Source organism: Malikia sp., assembly GCF_028687635.1.
Classification (GTDB): Bacteria; Pseudomonadota; Gammaproteobacteria; order Burkholderiales; family Burkholderiaceae_C; genus Malikia.
In genome coordinates this window covers 24,567-42,402 of sequence record NZ_JAQTZS010000013.1, presented here as the reverse complement: position 1 = coordinate 42,402, position 17,836 = coordinate 24,567, and the positions used below count along the sequence as shown (strand labels likewise).

The window sequence follows — 17,836 nt, the reverse complement described above, 5'->3', positions numbered from 1 at the left end:
GTTCAGACCAGGCCGAGTTCGGCCATCGAGCGGCAGGCTGACGCGGTGACGACGAAATGATCGAGCACGCGCACGTCGACCAGCGACAGCGCGGACTTGAGCGTCTGTGTCAGCATCTCGTCGGCGCGCGAGGGCTCGGCGGTGCCGCTGGGGTGGTTGTGCGCGAACACCACGGCCGCCGCATGGTGGTGCAGCGCGCGCAGCACGACTTCTCTCGGGTAGACCGAAGTTTGCGCGAGCGTGCCGCGAAACATCTCCTCCAGCGCCAGCAGCCGGTGCTGGCTGTCGAGAAACAGCACCGCGAACACCTCGTGCGGCTTGTGGCCGAAATGCAGCTGCAGGTAATGCGCGACCGCCTGCGGGCTGTCGAACAGCGGCTGCTCCTTCAGCTCCTGCGCCAGCGCGCGCCGTGCGAGCTCGACCACCGCCAGCAGCTCGGCGAGCTTGGCCGGCCCCAGGCCCTTGACCTGCCCGAGCGCTTCGGCGCCGCTGTGCAGCAGACCGCGCACCCCCTTGAAGCGGTCGACCAGTTCCTGCGCCAGTTCGAGCACGTTCTTGCCCTGCACGCCGGTGCGCAGCAGCAGCGCCAGCAGTTCGGCGTCGCTCAGCGCCGAGGGGCCGCGCTGCAGCAGCTTCTCGCGCGGTCGCGCGTCGGCCGGCAGCCCCTTGAGGGGAATACTGATGCTGCTCATTCGCCCATCCTCCCTTTCCTACAATAGGGGTCTACGCCCTGATCCGTGGCCGGCGCTTCCGATGGCGCCTGGCCGGGTCTGGTGTCTTTCTACCATCTTTGCGTCCGCAGGTGTCACCCATGGCTCAAGTCGAAACCGATTCCTTCCTCACCTTGCACTACCGCCTCTCGGGTCCGGACGGACGCGACTTCATCAACACCTTCGAGGCCCAGCCCGCCACGCTCAGCCTGGGCGGCGGCGAACTCTCGCCCGCCATCGAGGCGCGCCTGCTCGGCCTGGAGGAGGGCGGCCACACCGTGATCGAGCTCGCCGCTGGCGAGGCCTTCGGCGAGCGTCAGCCCGAGATGGTGCAGTGGGTCGCGCGCAAGCTGCTCGACCAGCTCGGCGATCGCCACGAGCAGTACGTGGCGGGTGATGTGGTGCAGTTCCCGACCCCGGACGGTCTGGGCAGCTATGCCGGCACGGTGCTCGAGGTCAACGCGGACGGCGCGGTCCGCTTCGACTTCAACCACCCGCTGGCCGGCCAGCCGGTGCGCTTCGAGGTCCAGCTGATCGGGGTGCTGTGATGGAGCAGGTGCTGCTGGCCGAGCCGCGCGGCTTCTGTGCCGGTGTCGATCGCGCGATCGAGATCGTCGAGCGCGCGCTGGAGAAATTCGGCCGCCCGATCTACGTCCGCCACGAGATCGTGCACAACACCCATGTCGTCAACGACCTGAAACAGCGCGGCGCCATCTTCATCGAGGAACTCGACGAGGTGCCACCGGGCGCGACGCTGGTGTTCAGCGCCCACGGCGTGAGCCAGGCGGTGCAGCGCGAGGCCGAGGCGCGCGGATTCCGCATCTTCGACGCCACCTGTCCGCTGGTGACCAAGGTCCATGTCGAGGTCGCCAAGCTGCACCAGGAAGGCTACGAGTTCATCATGATCGGCCACAAGGGTCATCCCGAGGTCGAGGGCACGATGGGCCAGCTCGACAGCGGCATCCACCTGGTCGAGGACCTGGCGGACGTCGACAAGGTCCAGCCGTCGCAGATCGACAAGCTCGCCGTGGTGACGCAGACCACGCTGAGCGTCGATGACGCGGCCGCGATCACCGCCGCCGTCAAGGCACGCTTCCCCCAGATCCGCCGCCCCAAGCAGCAGGACATCTGCTACGCGACGCAGAACCGCCAGGACGCGGTCAAGCTGCTGTCAACCCAGGTCGACGCCGTGGTCGTGGTCGGCAGCCCGACCAGCTCGAACACCAACCGCCTGCGCGAACTCGCCGAGCGACTGGGCGTGCCGGCCTACATGGTCGACGACGCCAGCGAGCTGCGGGACGCCTGGTTCGAGGGCCGCTCCAGCGTCGGCGTGACCGCCGGTGCCTCCGCCCCCGAGGACCTGGTGCAGGGCGTGGTCCAGCGCCTGAAGGCGCTCGGCGCGGTCGCGGTGCGCAGCCTCGACGGCGTGCGCGAGACCACCAAGTTCCCGCTGCCCAAGGGACTCAAGATCGAAGCCGATCCGGCCTGAGCGCTGCTGCGCCTGCCCGGCTCCCAATATTTCAGCACAATCAGAACCCATGCTAGACATCACCCTCCTGCGCAAGGACCTCGACGCCGTCGTGGCCCGCCTGCAAACCCGCAAGAACCCGCAAGCCTTCCTCGACGTGGACGCTTTCCAGTCGCTCGAACACGAGCGCAAGGCGCTGCAGATCCGTACCGAGGAGCTGCAGTCCCGCCGCAACACCCTGTCCAAGCAGATCGGCATGCTCAAGGGCAAGGGCCAGCACGCCGAGGCCGATGCCGTGATGGCCGAGGTCGGCCAGTACAAGACCGAGCTTGAGCACTCCGCCGCGCGGCTGGACCAGATCCAGGGCGAGCTGCTGGCGCTGCTGCAGGCGGTGCCGAACCTGCCGCACGAGAGCGTGCCGGTCGGCGCGGACGAGTCCGGCAACGTCGAGCTGCGCCGCTGGAGCCCGCAGGGCGGCTTCGGCGCCAACCCGCCCGAGCTCGGCTTCGAGGCCAAGGACCATGTCGCGCTGGCCGAGCCGCTGGGGCTGGATTTCGAGACCGCGGCCAAGCTATCGGGTTCGCGCTTCGCCGTCATGAAGGGACCGGTCGCGCGCCTGCACCGCGCGCTGGCCCAGTTCATGCTCGACCTGCAGACCCAGCAGCATGGCTACACCGAGTGCTATGTGCCCTACATCGTCAACGCCGAGTCGCTGCGCGGCACCGGCCAGCTGCCCAAGTTCGAGGCCGACCTGTTCGCGGCCAAGAAGGGCGGCCAGGAGGGCGATGAGGTGCCCGACACCCAGGCCCTGTACCTGATCCCGACCTCCGAGGTGCCGCTGACCAACTTCGTGCGCGACGAGATCGTGGCCGAGTCCGAGCTGCCGATCAAGCTGACCGCGCACAGCCCCTGTTTCCGCTCCGAAGCCGGTAGCGCCGGTCGCGACACGCGCGGCCTGATCCGCCAGCACCAGTTCGACAAGGTCGAGATGGTGCAGATTGTCCACCCCGAGCAGAGCTACGAGGCGCTGGAAGAGATGACCGGTCACGCCGAGGCCGTGCTGCAGGCGCTGGGCCTGTCGTATCGCGTGATCGCGCTGTGCACGGGCGACATGGGCTTTGGTTCTGCCAAGACGCATGACCTCGAGGTCTGGCTGCCGGCACAGAACACCTTCCGCGAGATCAGCTCGGTGTCCAACTGCGAGGCTTTCCAGGCCCGCCGCCTGCAGGCCCGCTTCAAGAACGCGCAGGGCAAGAACGAGCTGGTTCATACCCTGAACGGCTCCGGCCTGGCGGTCGGCCGCACCCTGGTCGCGGTGCTGGAGAACTATCAGAACGCCGACGGCAGCATCACGGTGCCGGGCGCGCTGCGGCCCTATCTGGGCGGCGTGGTCACGCTCGGAGCGTGAGCCGCCTCGGCACCGGGGCTCAGCGCAGGCCGACGCCGGCCTGGTCCTCGGCGCGCTGGATCAGCTCGATCTTGTACCCGTCCGGGTCCGTGACGAAAGCGATCACGGTGCTGCCGCCCTTGACCGGGCCGGCCTCGCGCGTGACCTGGCCGCCGGCGGCCTTTATCTTCTCGCAGGCGGCGTAGGCATCGGGCACGCCGATGGCGACATGGCCGTAGGCCGTGCCCATTTCGTAATGCTCGGTGTCCCAGTTGAAGGTCAGCTCGATCTCGGCCTGGGCCGGATTGCCGCCCTCAAAGCCCAGGAAGGCCAGCGAATAGCGGTACTCGGGGTTTTCCGAGCGGCGCAGCAGGCTCATGCCCAGCACCTGGGTGTAGAAGGTGATCGAGCGCTCGAGGTGGCCGACGCGCAGCATTGTGTGCAGGATTCTCATGTCAACCATTGTGCGACATGCGCGTGTCGAACCTATGCCGTCACACAAAACTCCCTGCATATCTGCCGGGTTTCAGGTTTGTCCTGAAGCTGGCCACAGGACCTGCACCGTGAGGCCGCCGCCCGGGGTGTCGAGCAGGCTCAAGGATGCCTGGTGCTGCTCGGCGATCTGGCGCACGATGGCCATGCCCAGGCCGCTGCCCGTGGTGTCGGCCGGGCGCAGTCGCACGAAGCGCTGCAGCACGCGCGCCTTGTCGGCTTCGACGATGCCGGGGCCGTTGTCAGCCACTTCGATCACCGTGCCGCCATCGTCCTGCCGCAGCCGCACGTCGATGCGCGCGCCCGTGGGGCAATAGCGCAGCGCGTTGTCGATCAGGTTGTCGAACAGCACGCGCAACTGCTGCGGATCGCCATGCACCTCCAGCGGGCCTTCCGACTCCAGTCCGAGGTCGATGTCCTTTTGCTCGGCCTGCGCCAGGAAGGCCAGCACGCGCTCGCGCGCCATCCGTTCGAGTTCGACCGCTTGCGGCTCCAGCGGCCTGGCATCGGGTTCGAGCCGGGCCATCTGCAGCAGCTGCGCGACCAGGTGCACCGAGCGTTCGATGCCGGCTTCCAGGTCGTCGAGCACGATGGGCTGGCCGGTGGCGCGGGCCTGTTGCGCCAGCTGGACCTGCAGCTTGATCGCGGCCAGTGGCGTGTTGAGCTCATGCGCGACGTCGGCTAGGAAGCTGCGCTGCGTCGTCAACAGGCGCTCGACCTTGGCCAGCAGCTGGTTCAGCGTCTCGACCAGGGGCTGGATCTCGTCGGGCATCTCAAGCGGATCGAGCGGGCTCAGCAGCGCGACGTCGCGGGCGCCGATCTCGTCGCGCAGCCGGCGCAGCGGCTGCAAGGCGCCGCTGACGGCCGCGCTGATCAGGAAACCCAGCAACAGCAGCAGCAAGGCCAGTGGGGCCAGCAAGCTGGGCACATAGTCGAGGAAGGCGCGCCAGCGGCGCTCGGCCAGGTTCGAGACCTGGATCACGCGCTCGCGGTCGTGCAGCGTGTAGGTGCGCCAGAGCGTGCCGTCCCATTCGACCTGATGCAGACCCGGCTCCTGCAGCGCTGGGCCGGTGTCGGTCAGCGAGGAATAGATCAGCCGGCCATTGGTGGTCCAGATCTGGCTCACGAACTGTCCCTCGTCCTGGGCCTGATCTGGGTTCTGTGTCGGGTCGCCCGCTGCTGCCTCGCTGGTCGGCGCGACCGGTTCCGGTTCGGGTTGATCGGCCAGCCAGTCCTGGGTGTCGTGGCGCACGATCGAATAGGCGATCTGCTCCAGGTTGTAGTCGCGCATGGTGTTGAAGCCGCGCCAGGCCATCTCGTAGGTCAGCGCGCTGGCCAGCAGGCTGGCCAACAGCAGGGAGCCGATCAGCCAGACCAGCAGCCGGGCGCGGATCGAGTTCATGCCGCGGGCTTGATCGCCGAGGCATCGACCAGCTTGTAGCCGACGCCGCGCACGTTCTTGATCCAGTCGCTGCCGAGCTTGCGGCGCAGGTGGTGCAGGTGGACCTCGATCGCGTTGCTCGCGACCTCTTCTTGCCAGCCGTAGAGCCGGGATTCGAGCTGCTCGCGCGACAGCACCGCGCCGGGGCGTTCCATCAGGTGTTGGAGCAGGTCGAACTCGCGCTGCGAGAGCTCAAGCGGCTGGCCGGCCAGTTGGGCCTCGCGCCGGATCGGATCGAGCACCAGCGCACCGCAGTTGAGCACCGGCTGGCTGCGGCCCTGGTTGCGTCGGATCAGCGCGTGCAGGCGCGCAACCAGTTCGTTGAGATCGAAGGGCTTGGTGATGTAGTCGTCGGCGCCACAGTTGAGTCCGCCGATGCGGTCTTGCACCGTCTGGCGCGCCGAGACGATCAACACGGGCAGGTGGTTGCCACGCTGGCGCAGGGACTGGAGCACCTGCAGTCCGTCGAGCCCGGGCAGGCCGAGATCGAGCAGCAGGGCATCGTAACTGGCCGCACTCGCCGCCGTGAGCACGGCAGCACCTTCCTTGACCCAGTCGACCTGGAATCCGGCCAGCTTGAGGGCTTTTTGCATGCTGGAGCCCAGCATGTCGTCATCTTCGGCTAATAACAGTCGCATGGCATCGTTCGTAATGGATGCCTGGATTGTCGGCAAAAAGCGGCACGCAAGCCGGAAGCGTCCGCTATCAGGGCCTGACGGCCCTGTTTCATGCTCAGGCGGCGTTCTGCAACTGGGCCGGACGGACGGTGACGGCAGCAGCGGTCAGGATGGCGAACAGGGATTTTTTCATGTCAGGCTCCTAAGGTGAGGTTGCGTGCGGCTGGATCGTTCCAACCACCATGGGATCGATTCTGCGCGGCCAGACTTAGGGAAAACTTATGGAGAAAAAATGTGGCCACTTGACGTCGCGGGAGCCGTGGCGTTGAATCCTTCCTGACAGTCGGCCGTCCAGAGCCGATCGCCACAGGGAGGTGGGAGATGGAGATCCCGAGCCGCATCGTCAAGCAGCCCGGCCTGCTCGGGCCGGCGCCGAATCTGGCCGACCACGCCGCGACCTGCGCCAGCTTCAGCTGGGAGTCCGCCGCCGCTGGCCTGACCGGACTGCCGGGCGGCGGGCTGAACATGGCCCATGAGGCGGTCGAGCGCCATCTGGCTGAAGGGCGAGGCGGCAAGGTGGCGCTGCGCTGGCTCGGCAAGTCCGGCCAGCGGCGCGAGTTCAGCTATGCCGAGCTGTCCGCGCATTGCCACCGCTTCGCCAATGTGCTGGGCCAGCTCGGCGTGCAGCCGGGCGAGCGCGTCTTCCTGCTGCTGGGGCGGCTGCCCGAGCTCTATTTCGCGTTGCTGGGCGGGCTGATGGCGCGCTGCGTGGTTTCGCCGCTGTTCTCGGCCTTCGGCCCCGAGCCGATCGCGACCCGCTGCGAGATGGGCGACGCCCGCGTGCTGGTCACGACGCCCGAGCTCTACCGGCGCAAGGTCAGGAGCCTGCGCGCTCGCTTGCCGGGCTTGCGCCATGTGCTCCTGGTCGGTGTGGCCGATCCCGAGCTGCTGTCCGATCCCGGGGTGCAGTGCTGGAGCAAGCTGGTCGATACGGCCTCTGGCAACTACGCCATCGGCCCGACCGATTCCGAGGACATGGCGCTGCTGCACTTCACCAGCGGCACCACGGGCAAACCCAAGGGGGCGGTCCATGTGCATGGCGCGGTGCTCGCGCACAGCGTCACGGGCCGCTACGCGCTCGACCTGCACCCGGACGATGTCTTCTGGTGCACCGCCGACCCGGGCTGGATCACGGGCACCAGCTACGGCGTGCTGGCGCCGCTGTGCAATGGCGTCACCAGCGTGGTGGTCGAGGCCGAGTTCGACGCCCAGACCTGGTACGGCGTGCTCGAAGTCGAGCGTGTCAGCGTCTGGTACACCGCGCCGACGGCGATCCGCATGATGATGAAGCTCGGCGCCGACGCCGTGAAAGGCCACGACCTGTCGGCGCTGCGCTTCATGGCCAGCGTCGGCGAGCCGCTCAATCCCGAGGCCGTGGTCTGGGGGCTGCAGGCCTTCGGACAGCCCTTCCACGACAACTGGTGGCAGACCGAGACCGGCGGCATCATGATCGCGAACTATGCATCCATGGACATCAAGCCCGGCTCGATGGGCAAGCCCTTGCCGGGCATCACGGCGGCCATCGTCAGGCGCAAGGAGGGTGGCGGCATCGAACTGGTCGAGCAGCCCGACACCGACGGTGAACTCGCGCTGAAGACCCCCTGGCCCTCGATGCTGCGCGGCTACCTCAACGAGGAGGAGCGCTACCGCAAATGCTTCGTCGATGGCTGGTACCTGACCGGCGACCTCGCGCGGCGCGATGCCGAGGGCTATTACTGGTTCGTCGGCCGTGCCGACGACGTGATCAAGTCGGCTGGCCACCTGATCGGCCCGTTCGAGGTCGAAAGCGCGCTGATGGAACACCCGGCGGTGGCCGAGGTCGGCGTGATCGGCAAGCCCGACCCCACGCTGGGCGAGCTGGTCAAGGCCTTCGTCGTGCTCAAGCCCGGCTTCGAGCCGTCCGAGGCCCTGATGCGCGAGTTGCTCGGACATGGGCGATCGCGCCTGGGCGCCGCCGTGGCGCCGAAGGAAATCGCCTTTCGCAGCAACCTGCCCAGGACGCGCAGCGGCAAGATCATGCGCCGCCTGCTGAAAGCGCGCGAGCTCGGCCTGCCCGAGGGCGACCTCTCGACGCTAGAGAGCGACGAACAAAAGTGAGGCCTTTGCCATGAGCGAAAAACTCCACATCGACCGCGCCGCGCTGCGGCAGCTCTGGCGCGAGATGCTGCGCATGCGTCGCTTCGAGGCTTGCTGCGTCGAGCTGTACCAGGCACAAAAGATCAAGGGCTTCCTGCACCTCTACGACGGCGAGGAGGCGGTCGCGGCTGGCGTCATGCATGCGCTGGAGCCGCGCGACGCGGTGGTCGCGACTTACCGCGAGCATGGCCAGGCGCTGGCGCGTGGCTTGCCGATGCGCGAACTGCTGGCCGAGATGCTGGGCCAGGTCGAGGGCTGCTGTCGCGGTCGCGGCGGCTCGATGCATATCTTCGACCGGGCGCGGCGCTTCTTCGGCGGCAACGCCATCGTCGGCGCCGGGCTGCCGTTGGCTGCCGGCATCGCGCTGGCCGACCAGCGGCTGCGCCCGGGCGCCGTGACGGCCTGCTTCTTCGGCGAGGGCGCGGTGGCCGAGGGTGCGTTTCACGAAAGCCTGAACCTGGCCGCGCTCTGGAAGCTGCCGCTGCTGTTCGTCTGCGAGAACAACGGCTACGCGATGGGAGTGCCGCTGGCGATCGGCGAATCCCAGCCCGAGATCTTCCGCAAGGCCGCCGCCTACCGGATCGAGGCCGAGGCGGTCGACGGCATGGACCCGGTCGCGGTCGCGGTCGCGGCCCGGCGGGCGGTCGATCGACTGCGCGCCGGCCAGGGTCCCTATCTGCTCGAATGCCGCACCTACCGCTTTCGCGCCCACTCGATGTTCGACGCCCAGTCCTACCGTAGCCGCGAGGAGGTCGAGGCCTGGCGCGAGCGCGACCCGGTCGCCAGGATGCGTGCCTGGTTGCAGGCCAGCCACCAGATCAGCGAGGCCGAGCTCGTCGCTATCGAATCCGGCGTCGAGGCCGAGATCGCCGAGGCGCTGGCCTGGGCCGAGGCCGGCAGCCCCGAGCCGTTCGCCGACCTGGAGCGCTTCGTGTTGATGGACAAGGTGGTGCAGGAGGAGGGCGGTGCCGTCCCTGGGGCAGCTGCCGCAGGTACCAGCGACACGGATCTGCTGCAAACAGCTGAGTCACAGCCCGCGCCCGTCCAGTCGCTGCCGGCCGGCGGCCAGAAAATCACTTACCGCGAAGCCTGCCGCCAGGCGATCCGCGACGCGCTGCGGGCGGACCCGCGCGTATTGCTGCTGGGCGAGGATGTGGCCCGTTACGGTGGTTGCTACGCGGTCAGCAAGGGCCTGCTTGACGAGTTCGGAGCGGAGCGCATCGTCGACACGCCGCTGGCCGAGAACGCTGTCGTCGGCGCCGGTATCGGTGCGGCGGTCGCGGGCTTGCGACCCATCGTCGAGGTCATGACCTGCAACTTCAGCCTGCTCGCGCTGGACCCGATCGTCAACGGCGCGGCGACGCTCGCGCACATGTCGGGCGGGCAGTTCGCGGTGCCGCTGGTGGTCCGGATGGCGACCGGCGGCGGTCGTCAGCTGGCGGCGCAGCATTCGCACAGCTTCGAGGGCTGGTTCGCGCATATCCCCGGTCTCAAGGTGCTGGCACCCGCGACGGTCGAGGACGCGCGACACATGCTCGCGGCCGCGCTGGCCGACCCGAACCCGGTGCTGCTGTTCGAGCACATCATGCTCTACGCGAGCGAGGCCTTGCTCGACCCGGCCGTGACAGCAGTCGACATCGAGCGCGCCAAGGTCAGGCGCCCAGGGGGCGATGTGACGCTCGCGACCTATGGCTGGGGCCTGTCAAAATGCCTGGAGGCCGCGCGGCGACTCGCTGGCGAGGGAATCGAGGCCGAGGTGATCGACCTGCGCGTGCTGCGACCGCTCGACTCAGGCAGCGTGATCGAGTCGCTGCGCAAGACGCACCGGCTCGTGATCGTCGACGAAGGCTGGAAGAGTGGCTCGATCTCGGCCGAGCTGGCCGCGCGCATCGCCGAGGAGGCGCTTGACGAGCTCGACGCGCCGGTACGCCGCATCTGTGCCCGCGAGCTGCCCATCCCTTACGCCGAGCAGCTGGAGGCGGCCAGCCTGCCGCAGGTCGAGGACATCGTCGACGCGGTACGCGCCTTGGTGCGTCCGGCCAGGCCGGGATGAGCACGATGGCAGATTTCCTGATGCCCGCGCTGGGCGCCGACATGGAGACCGGCCGGCTGGTGCAGTGGCTGGTCAAGCCCGGCGACCGCGTCAGGCGCGGCGATGTCGTCGCGGTGGTCGAGACGCACAAGGGCGCGATCGATGTCGAGATCTTCCTCGACGGCGTGATCAGCGAGCTCGCGCCGCTGGGACAGGACATGAAGGTGGGTGCGCGGCTGGCCCGGGTCGGGCCAGCCGTCGCATCCCCTTCGCCTGCCACGTCTGCCATCCCCGCTGCTGCCCCAACTCCGGGGCAGCGGCCGCTGGTGAGCCCGGCCGCGCGCCGGCGTGCGCGCGAGCTCGGCGTCAGTCTCGAAGGGCTGCGTGGCAGCGGAGTCGGCGGCGCTGTCGTGCTGGCCGATGTGGAACGCGTCGCGTCGTCCATGACTTCAGCGCCTGTCGAGCCGGTGGCTGCGGCTGCAGCAGCTCCGCCACCAGCCCGGCGTGGCTTCGATCCGTCCCAGATGCGGCAGGCCATCGCCGCCGCGATGGGGCGCTCCAAGCGCGAGATCCCGCACTACTACCTGGGCAGCCCGATCGATTTCCAGGCCGCAACGGCATGGCTGGCGGGCTACAACCGCGACCGGGAACCCGAACAGCGGCTGCTGCCGGCGGCGCTGCTGCTCAAGGCCACGGCGCTCGCGCTGCGCGAGCTGCCCGAATTCAACGGCTTCTGCGAGGACGGCCTGTTCCGGGCCGGTGACGGCATCCATGTCGGCTGGGCTGTCGCGCTGCGCGGCGGTGGCCTGATTGCACCCGCCATCCACGACGCCGACCGCCTGGTGCTGCCCGAGCTGATGGCTGCGCTGCGCGACCTGGTGCAGCGCGCCCGTGCCGGCGGGCTGCGCAGCTCCGAGCTGACCGACCCGACCGTGACCGTGACCAGCCTGGGCGAGCGTGGCGCCGAGGCGGTCTGGGGCGTGATCTATCCGCCCCAGGTCGCGATCATCGGTTTCGGTCGCGTCGTCGAGCGACCCTGGGTGGTCGACGGCCAGGTCGTGCCGCGTCCCCTGGTCCAGGTCAGCCTGGCGGCCGACCACCGCGTCAGCGACGGTCACCAGGGCGGCCGCTTGCTGGCCGCGATAGACCGAGCCCTGCAAAGCCCCGGGACGCTCTGAACCTGCGAAGATGACGTCATGAACGAATCCGACATCAGAACCCTGGCCGCCAGCGTGCTGGCCGGAATCGCCCCCGAGGCCGAGCTCGGGACCGTGCGCGACGACGCCGACCTGCGCGAGGCACTTGATCTCGACTCGATGGACTTCCAGAATTTCGTGATCGGGCTGCACCGCGGCAGCGGCGTTGCCATCCCCGAGGCCGACTATCCCAGGCTGTTCACGCTGCGCGGCGTGATCGCCTACCTGACGCGATGAAGCGCCTTGCCTTGCCATCGGTGCCCGGCGGCGCACTGCCATGTCCCGACAGGCGTCGCCTGTTGATGGCTGCGCTGGCCTGCGGAGTGGCCGGTCCGCTGCAGGCCTTGGAGACCGCCGCGGTCAACACGAGCCGGCTCTGGCTCGACGAGTCCGGCCGTCTGCTGCCGCAGACCAGCGCGGCCTTGCGCCTGCTGGCCGATGCGGCCAGCCATGGCCTCGATCCGCAGGACTACGATGCCGCCGGGCTGGCGCGCCTGCTGGATCGGCCGCTGGCGCCTGGACCGCAAGCCGATGCCGCCGATCAGGCGCTGACGCGGGCTTTCGAGCGCTACCTGGCGGATCTGCATCGCGGCCGCATCGACCCGGTCAAGCTCGGTCAACGCTACCGGCCGGGCCGCAGCGTTCCTTTCGACCCTGGCCAGGTGTTGCGTGCTGCCTTGCAACGGCAGGATCCGGCTGCCGCTGTCGCAGCGGCAGTGCCGCAACTGCCTCAATACGGCCGCTTGCGCCAGGCGCTGGCACGCTACCGCGGCCTGGCCGCACATCCGGCATGGGACGAGCCGCTGCCGCAGCTGCCCAGACCGGCCAAGTCGCGCACGCCCAGGCTCGATCCCGGTCAGCCCTGGAGCGGCCTGGCCCGGCTGGCTCAGCGCTTGCAGGCGCTCGGTGATCTCGCCCCTGGCTTCGTCTTGCCGGCACGCGCAGCTGGATCTGCATCTGTACCCGCATCGGCATCGGCGGTCGTGCTGGATCCATTGTCCGGCGCGCCGCGCTACGAGGGCGAGCTGGTCGAGGCGGTGCGCCGCTTCCAGTCGCGCCACGGTCTGGAGCCGGATGGCGTGATTGGCGTCACCACCCGGGCGCAGCTTGAGGTCGCACCCGCCGCCCGTGCGCAGCAGATCGAGCTGGCGCTCGAACGCCTGCGCTGGACCCCGCTGTTGCAGGCCAGGCGCATGGTGGTCGTCAACCTGCCCGAGTTCGTGCTGCGCGCCTACGAGGTCGCGGCCGACGGCAGCGTGCGCGTCGCGCTCGAGTCCAAGGTCGTGGTCGGGCGCGCGCTCGACACCCGCACGCCGCTGTTCGACGAGGACATGCGCTTCATCGAGTTCAGCCCCTACTGGAACATACCGCCCTCGATCGCGCGCGCCGAAACCATACCCAAGCTGCGCCGCGATCCGGGCTACTTCAATCGCATGGGTTTCGAGTTCGCTGGTGCCGGCGGCAGCGTCCAGCGCGGCCTGTCGGGCGCTGCCCTCGACGCGGTGCTGGCCGGCGCGATGCGCATCCGCCAGCGCCCCGGCCCGCAGAATGCGCTGGGCGACATCAAGTTCGTCTTTCCCAACGCCGACAACATCTACCTGCACCACACGCCGGCCGTCTCGCTGTTCGGGCGCGAGCGGCGCGACTACAGCCACGGCTGCATCCGGGTCGAGAAGCCGGTCGAACTGGCCGAGTTCGTGCTGCAGGGCATGGCGGGCTGGGATCGCGCGCGCATCGAGTCGGCGATGGGATCAGGCAAGTCGAACACGCTCAGGCTGGCCGAGCCGGTGCCGGTGCTGATCCACTACGGAACTACCTTGGTCAAGGGCGATCAAATATTCTTTTTCAACGATCTCTACGGCCATGACCGCTTGCTCGCCGCCGCACTGCGGCAACGCCGGCCAGGCTGACACCCAAGCTTGCCATGACACCACCGCATCTGCCGGCTCGACGCCTTTTCCTTGCCCGCACCACCGGGCTGATCGCCGCCGCCGCTCTGCCCGCCTGGGCGCGCGCGAGCACGAGCACCAACGCCACCGAGGGCCGCGCGCTCGATTTCTTTCACACCCACACGCATGAACGCCTGAACCTGGTCTACGCGGTGGGCGACCAGTTCCAGCCGGATTCGCTCGGGCGCCTGAACCGTTTCCTGCGCGACCACTACACCGGCGAAGTCGGCAGCATGGACCCGCTGCTGTTCGAGCAGTTGCACCGGGTGCGCGAGCTGCTCGGCGCGCGCATGCCCTACGAGGTGATCTCGGGCTACCGCTGTCCCGAGACCAACGGCCGCCTGCGCAACAAGGGCAGCGGTGGCGTGGCCAGGAAGAGCCTGCACATGGAAGGGCGCGCCATTGACGTGCGTCTGCCCGGCGTGCCACTGGCCGAGCTGCGCGACGCGGCCTTGTCCATGCAGGCCGGCGGTGTCGGCTTCTATCCGGGCTCGCAGTTCGTGCACATGGATACCGGCCGCGTGCGCAACTGGTGAGCCTGGCGCGGGGACTGCGTTGACGCTTTCCCTGCCGCCCGCGCATGAAAAAAGCGGCTTGCCCCGTCAGGAGCCAGCCGCTTCTTCGTCAATGCAGCAAGCGCTTACTTGATGCGGCCATAGCTGGTGCGCAGCGGGTCGATGCCGCCACCGCCGCCGCCACCACCCTGGCGACCCTGGCCGCCGCTGCCGGGACGACCACCGCCGCTGCCCGGGCGACCGCCGCGGCCACGGCCGCGCTCGCCGAGCGCATCGATGCCGGTACGCAGCGGGTCGGGCTGGCGCTGGCCGCCGCCCTGACCACTGCCTTGACCGCCACCCTGGCTGCTACCCGGACCGCCGCGGCGGCCTTCGCCACGGAACTCGCCGCGTGCATCAGCACGACCTTCGCCGCGCGGCTGAGCCGGGCGAGCAGCGCCGTCCTGGCGCGGACGGTTGTTGCGACCCTGACCTTGACCCTGACCGGCAGCGCCCTGGCCACCCGGGCCACGACGGCGCTGGCCGTCCTGGCGCAGCGGCTGGCTGTCGTCGGCCTGCTCGCCTTCAGCCCGCGCGCCGCGCGGCTTGGCCGCCCGGGGCGCCTTCTCGGTGGTCTTCTTGTCGCGGATGCGTTCCATCATCTCGCTGCGCGCGGCCTTGGCGGCAGCGGCCATCACCTCGCGGCTCGGCGGCTTGCCGGCGCCACCCCAGATGGTCTGGCGGCCCATCGCGATCGGCTCGGCCTGCTCACCCGGCTCGGGCATGAACTCGGGGAAGATCTCGACCGGGATCTGCTGCTTGGTGAACTTCTCGATCGCCATCATGAAGCCTTCCTCGTCCAGGCTCACCAGGCTGACCGCCTCGCCCAGCGCGCCGGCGCGACCGGTGCGGCCGATGCGGTGCACGTAGTCCTCGCAGACGTTGGGGATCTCGTAGTTCACGACATGCGGCAGTTCGTCGATGTCGATGCCGCGCGCGGCGATGTCGGTCGCCACCAGGGCGCGCAGCTCGCCGGTCTTGAAGCCGGCCAGCGCCTGGGTGCGCGCGGTCTGGCTCTTGTTGCCGTGCAGCGCCATGGCGCTGATGTTGTTCTTGTTCAGGAAGTCGGCGACATTGTTGGCGCCGAACTTGGTGCGCGTGAACACCAGCACCTGGCTCCAGTTGTGCTGGTTGATGATGTGCGCCAGCAGCGCCTTCTTCTTGCCGCGGCCGACCGGGTGGATGGTCTGCTTGATGCGCTGCACCGTGGTGTTGGGCGGCGTGACCTGGATGCTCTTGGGGCTGTTGAGCAGGCCGTTGGCCAGTTCGCGGATCTCGTCGCTGAAGGTGGCCGAGAACAGCAGGCTCTGCTTGTTCTTGGGCACCAGCTTGAGCACCTTCTTGACGTCGTGGATGAAACCCATGTCGAGCATGCGGTCGGCTTCGTCGAGCACCAGGATCTCGACCCGGGACAGGTCGATATGGCCCTGCTCGATCAGGTCGAGCAGGCGGCCCGGGGTCGCGACCAGGATGTCGACACCCTTTTGCAGCGCGTTGATCTGCGGGTTCATGCCGACGCCGCCGAAGATCACGGCCGACTTGAGCTTGAGGTGCTTGCCGTAACCCTTGACCGATTCCTCGACCTGGGCCGCGAGTTCGCGCGTCGGTGCCAGCACCAGCGCGCGCACCGGACGGGCCTTGCCCTTGACGGCTTCGGGCGCGTTCTCCTGCAGGCGGTGCAGCATCGGCAGCGTGAAGGCCGCGGTCTTGCCGGTGCCGGTCTGGGCGCCGGCGAGCAGGTCGTGGCCCGCGAGCACGGCGGGGATGGCCTCGGCCTGGATCGGCGTCGGGTGTTCGTAGCCTTGCTCGCGCACGGCTTCCAGAATGGCCGGGGCCAGCTTCAGTTCTTCAAATGTCATGTTGTGTGGGGCGCAAGTCCGTTGCGCTTGGGACATCGGCCATTCCAGCGCCCGGTTTGATGCGGGCGACCGGCCAGTCTAGCGGGCTGATGCGAATCGAAGGCGGGCTCCGTAGCCGACCGGACGGGTCGGGCGGTAAGCCCCAGCAGGGCGCTGGCGTGGCACTGACTGCAGGTGCACACGCTGACATTGTCGCATAAAGGGATAATGCGGTGTTGCACGCAAGTGGCTTTGCGTTTTTGCCGATTTATCACCTACTACCTGTCTCCATGGCCCAATACGTTTTTTCCATGAACCGCGTCAGCAAGACCGTGCCGCCCAAGCGGCAGATCTTGAAGAACGTTTCCATCAGCTTCTTTCCCGGCGCCAAGATCGGCGTGCTCGGCCTGAACGGTTCCGGCAAGTCGACCCTGCTCAAGATCATGGCCGGCATCGACAAGGACATCGAGGGCGAAGCCATCGCCATGCCGGGCATCAAGATCGGCTACCTGCCGCAGGAGCCGCAGATCGATCCCGAGCAGACCGTGCGCCAGGCGGTGGAAGAGGGCATCGGCGGCTCGCTGAAGGCCAAGGCCCGTCTGGAAGAGGTCTACGCCGCCTACGCCGAGGAAGATGCCGACTTCGATGCGCTGGCCGCCGAGCAGGCCGAGCTCGAAGCCATCATCGCCGCCGCCGGATCCGAGAACACCGACCTGCAGCTTGAGCTGGCCGCCGACGCGCTCAACCTGCCGCCCTGGGACGCGCTGATCAAGAACCTGTCGGGTGGCGAGAAGCGTCGCGTCGCGCTGTGCCGCCTGCTGCTGTCCAAGCCCGACATGCTGCTGCTCGACGAACCGACCAACCACTTGGATGCCGAATCGGTCGAGTGGCTGGAGCAGTTCCTGAGTCGCTTCCCCGGCACCGTGGTCGCGATCACCCACGACCGCTACTTCCTCGACAACGCCGCCGAGTGGATCCTCGAACTCGACCGTGGCCACGGCATCCCCTACAAGGGCAACTACTCCGACTGGCTGGACCAGAAGGAAAGCCGTCTGGAGACCGAGCAGCGCACCGAGGACGCCCGCACCAAGGCGATGAAGGAAGAACTCAAGTGGGTGCGCAGCAATGCCAAGGGCCGTCAGGCCAAGAGCAAGGCGCGTCTGGCCCGCTTCGAGGAGCTGTCGGACGTCGACTACCAGAAGCGCAACGAGACCAACGAGATCTTCATCCCGGTCGCCGAGCGCCTGGGCAACCAGGTCATCGAGTTCAAGAACGTCAGCAAGTCCTTCGGCGAGCGTCTGCTGATCGACAACCTGAGCTTCTCGGTGCCGCCGGGCGCCATCGTCGGCATCATCGGCCCCAACGGCGCCGGCAAGTCGACCCTGTTCCGCATGATCCAGGGCGTCGAGACGCCGGACGCCGGCGAGGTCACCATCGGCCAGACCGCCAAGCTGGCCTTCGTCGACCAGAGCCGCGAGAGCCTGGACGCCAGCAAGACGGTCTGGGAAGACGTCTCGGGCGGCCTCGACAACATCGTGGTCGGCAAGTTCGTGATGCCGAGCCGTGCCTACATCGGCCGCTTCAACTTCAAGGGCAACGACCAGCAGAAGCTGGTCGGCAACCTGTCGGGCGGTGAGCGCGGCCGTCTGCACCTGGCCAAGACCCTGGCCCAGGGCGGCAACGTGCTGATGCTCGATGAACCGTCGAACGACCTCGACGTCGAAACCCTGCGCGCGCTGGAAGAGGCGCTGCTCGAGTTCGCCGGCTCGGCCATGGTGATCTCGCATGACCGCTGGTTCCTCGACCGCATCTGTACCCATATCCTGGCTTGCGAGGGTGACTCGCAGTGGAAGTTCTTCGACGGCAACTTCACCGAGTACGAAGCCGACAAGAAGCGTCGCCTGGGTGAAGAGGGCGCGCGTCCGAAGCGCGTGCGCTTCAAGGCCCTGAAGTAAT

Annotated in this window: 15 protein-coding genes; 10 read left to right on the top strand and 5 right to left on the bottom strand. The window is 68.3% G+C overall.

Features of this window, described 5'->3' with window-relative positions:
• Positions 1-2 precede the first annotated feature (2 nt).
• Positions 3-677 (bottom strand): DNA repair protein RadC, encoded by a 675-nt coding sequence (radC, locus tag PHR85_RS09570; RefSeq protein ID WP_300053669.1) that lies wholly within the window; start codon positions 675-677, stop codon positions 3-5.
• A gap of 134 nt (positions 678-811) precedes the next feature.
• On the opposite strand from radC, the gene PHR85_RS09565 reads away from it, so the two are divergent.
• Genes PHR85_RS09565 through serS form a run of 3 tightly spaced genes read left to right on the top strand, consistent with a single transcriptional unit; the run spans position 812 to position 3,586 of the window.
• Entirely contained in the window at positions 812-1,258 is a 447-nt protein-coding gene (locus tag PHR85_RS09565; RefSeq protein ID WP_300053544.1) for an FKBP-type peptidyl-prolyl cis-trans isomerase, read from the top strand.
• On the top strand, positions 1,258-2,199 hold the full coding sequence (ispH, locus tag PHR85_RS09560; protein WP_300053542.1) for a 4-hydroxy-3-methylbut-2-enyl diphosphate reductase: 942 nt from the start codon (positions 1,258-1,260) through the stop codon (positions 2,197-2,199). Before PHR85_RS09565 ends, ispH begins: the two co-directional genes overlap by 1 nt.
• A 49-nt stretch (positions 2,200-2,248) precedes the next feature.
• Positions 2,249-3,586 (top strand): serine--tRNA ligase, encoded by a 1,338-nt coding sequence (serS, locus tag PHR85_RS09555; RefSeq protein WP_300053539.1) that lies wholly within the window; start codon positions 2,249-2,251, stop codon positions 3,584-3,586.
• Positions 3,587-3,605: 19 nt separating this feature from the next.
• Here the strand turns inward: serS and gloA are convergent, their stop codons facing one another.
• From gloA to PHR85_RS09540, 3 genes are all read right to left on the bottom strand, one after another.
• A complete protein-coding gene (gene gloA / locus PHR85_RS09550) occupies positions 3,606-4,019 on the bottom strand; it encodes a lactoylglutathione lyase (RefSeq protein WP_300053536.1) in 414 nt (137 codons plus the stop codon).
• 72 nt (positions 4,020-4,091) lie between these two features.
• Positions 4,092-5,459 carry a HAMP domain-containing sensor histidine kinase gene (locus PHR85_RS09545; RefSeq protein ID WP_300053533.1) on the bottom strand — a complete coding sequence of 456 codons (1,368 nt, stop codon included), beginning with the start codon at positions 5,457-5,459 and terminating at the stop codon, positions 4,092-4,094.
• Complete coding sequence (locus tag PHR85_RS09540; RefSeq protein ID WP_300053530.1) at positions 5,456-6,136, bottom strand: response regulator; 681 nt, start codon at positions 6,134-6,136, stop codon at positions 5,456-5,458. Before PHR85_RS09540 ends, PHR85_RS09545 begins: the two co-directional genes overlap by 4 nt.
• 360 nt (positions 6,137-6,496) lie before the next feature.
• On the opposite strand from PHR85_RS09540, the gene acsA reads away from it, so the two are divergent.
• From acsA to PHR85_RS09510, 6 genes are read left to right on the top strand one after another with little or no spacing between them, the layout of a single operon-like run.
• Positions 6,497-8,272 carry an acetate--CoA ligase gene (gene acsA, locus PHR85_RS09535; protein WP_300053527.1) on the top strand — a complete coding sequence of 592 codons (1,776 nt, stop codon included), beginning with the start codon at positions 6,497-6,499 and terminating at the stop codon, positions 8,270-8,272.
• A 10-nt stretch (positions 8,273-8,282) separates the two neighbouring features.
• A complete protein-coding gene (pdhA, locus tag PHR85_RS09530) occupies positions 8,283-10,364 on the top strand; it encodes a pyruvate dehydrogenase (acetyl-transferring) E1 component subunit alpha (RefSeq protein WP_300053525.1) in 2,082 nt (693 codons plus the stop codon).
• Positions 10,365-10,369: 5 nt separating this feature from the next.
• Positions 10,370-11,521, top strand: a complete 1,152-nt coding sequence (locus tag PHR85_RS09525) for a dihydrolipoamide acetyltransferase family protein (RefSeq protein WP_300053522.1) — start codon at positions 10,370-10,372, stop codon at positions 11,519-11,521.
• A gap of 18 nt (positions 11,522-11,539) precedes the next feature.
• Complete coding sequence (locus PHR85_RS09520) at positions 11,540-11,776, top strand: acyl carrier protein (protein ID WP_300053518.1); 237 nt, start codon at positions 11,540-11,542, stop codon at positions 11,774-11,776.
• Complete coding sequence (locus PHR85_RS09515; protein WP_300053515.1) at positions 11,773-13,449, top strand: L,D-transpeptidase family protein; 1,677 nt, start codon at positions 11,773-11,775, stop codon at positions 13,447-13,449. Before PHR85_RS09520 ends, PHR85_RS09515 begins: the two co-directional genes overlap by 4 nt.
• Before the next feature lie 14 nt (positions 13,450-13,463).
• Positions 13,464-14,024 carry a DUF882 domain-containing protein gene (locus PHR85_RS09510; protein WP_300053512.1) on the top strand — a complete coding sequence of 187 codons (561 nt, stop codon included), beginning with the start codon at positions 13,464-13,466 and terminating at the stop codon, positions 14,022-14,024.
• Between the two features lie 104 nt (positions 14,025-14,128).
• Here PHR85_RS09510 and PHR85_RS09505 read toward each other — a convergent pair whose 3' ends face one another.
• Entirely contained in the window at positions 14,129-15,901 is a 1,773-nt protein-coding gene (locus PHR85_RS09505; protein ID WP_300053509.1) for a DEAD/DEAH box helicase, read from the bottom strand.
• Between the two features lie 269 nt (positions 15,902-16,170).
• On the opposite strand from PHR85_RS09505, the gene ettA reads away from it, so the two are divergent.
• Positions 16,171-17,835: an energy-dependent translational throttle protein EttA gene (ettA, locus tag PHR85_RS09500; protein ID WP_300053506.1), complete on the top strand. Its 1,665-nt coding sequence runs from the start codon at positions 16,171-16,173 to the stop codon at positions 17,833-17,835.
• Position 17,836: the final 1 nt, after the last annotated feature.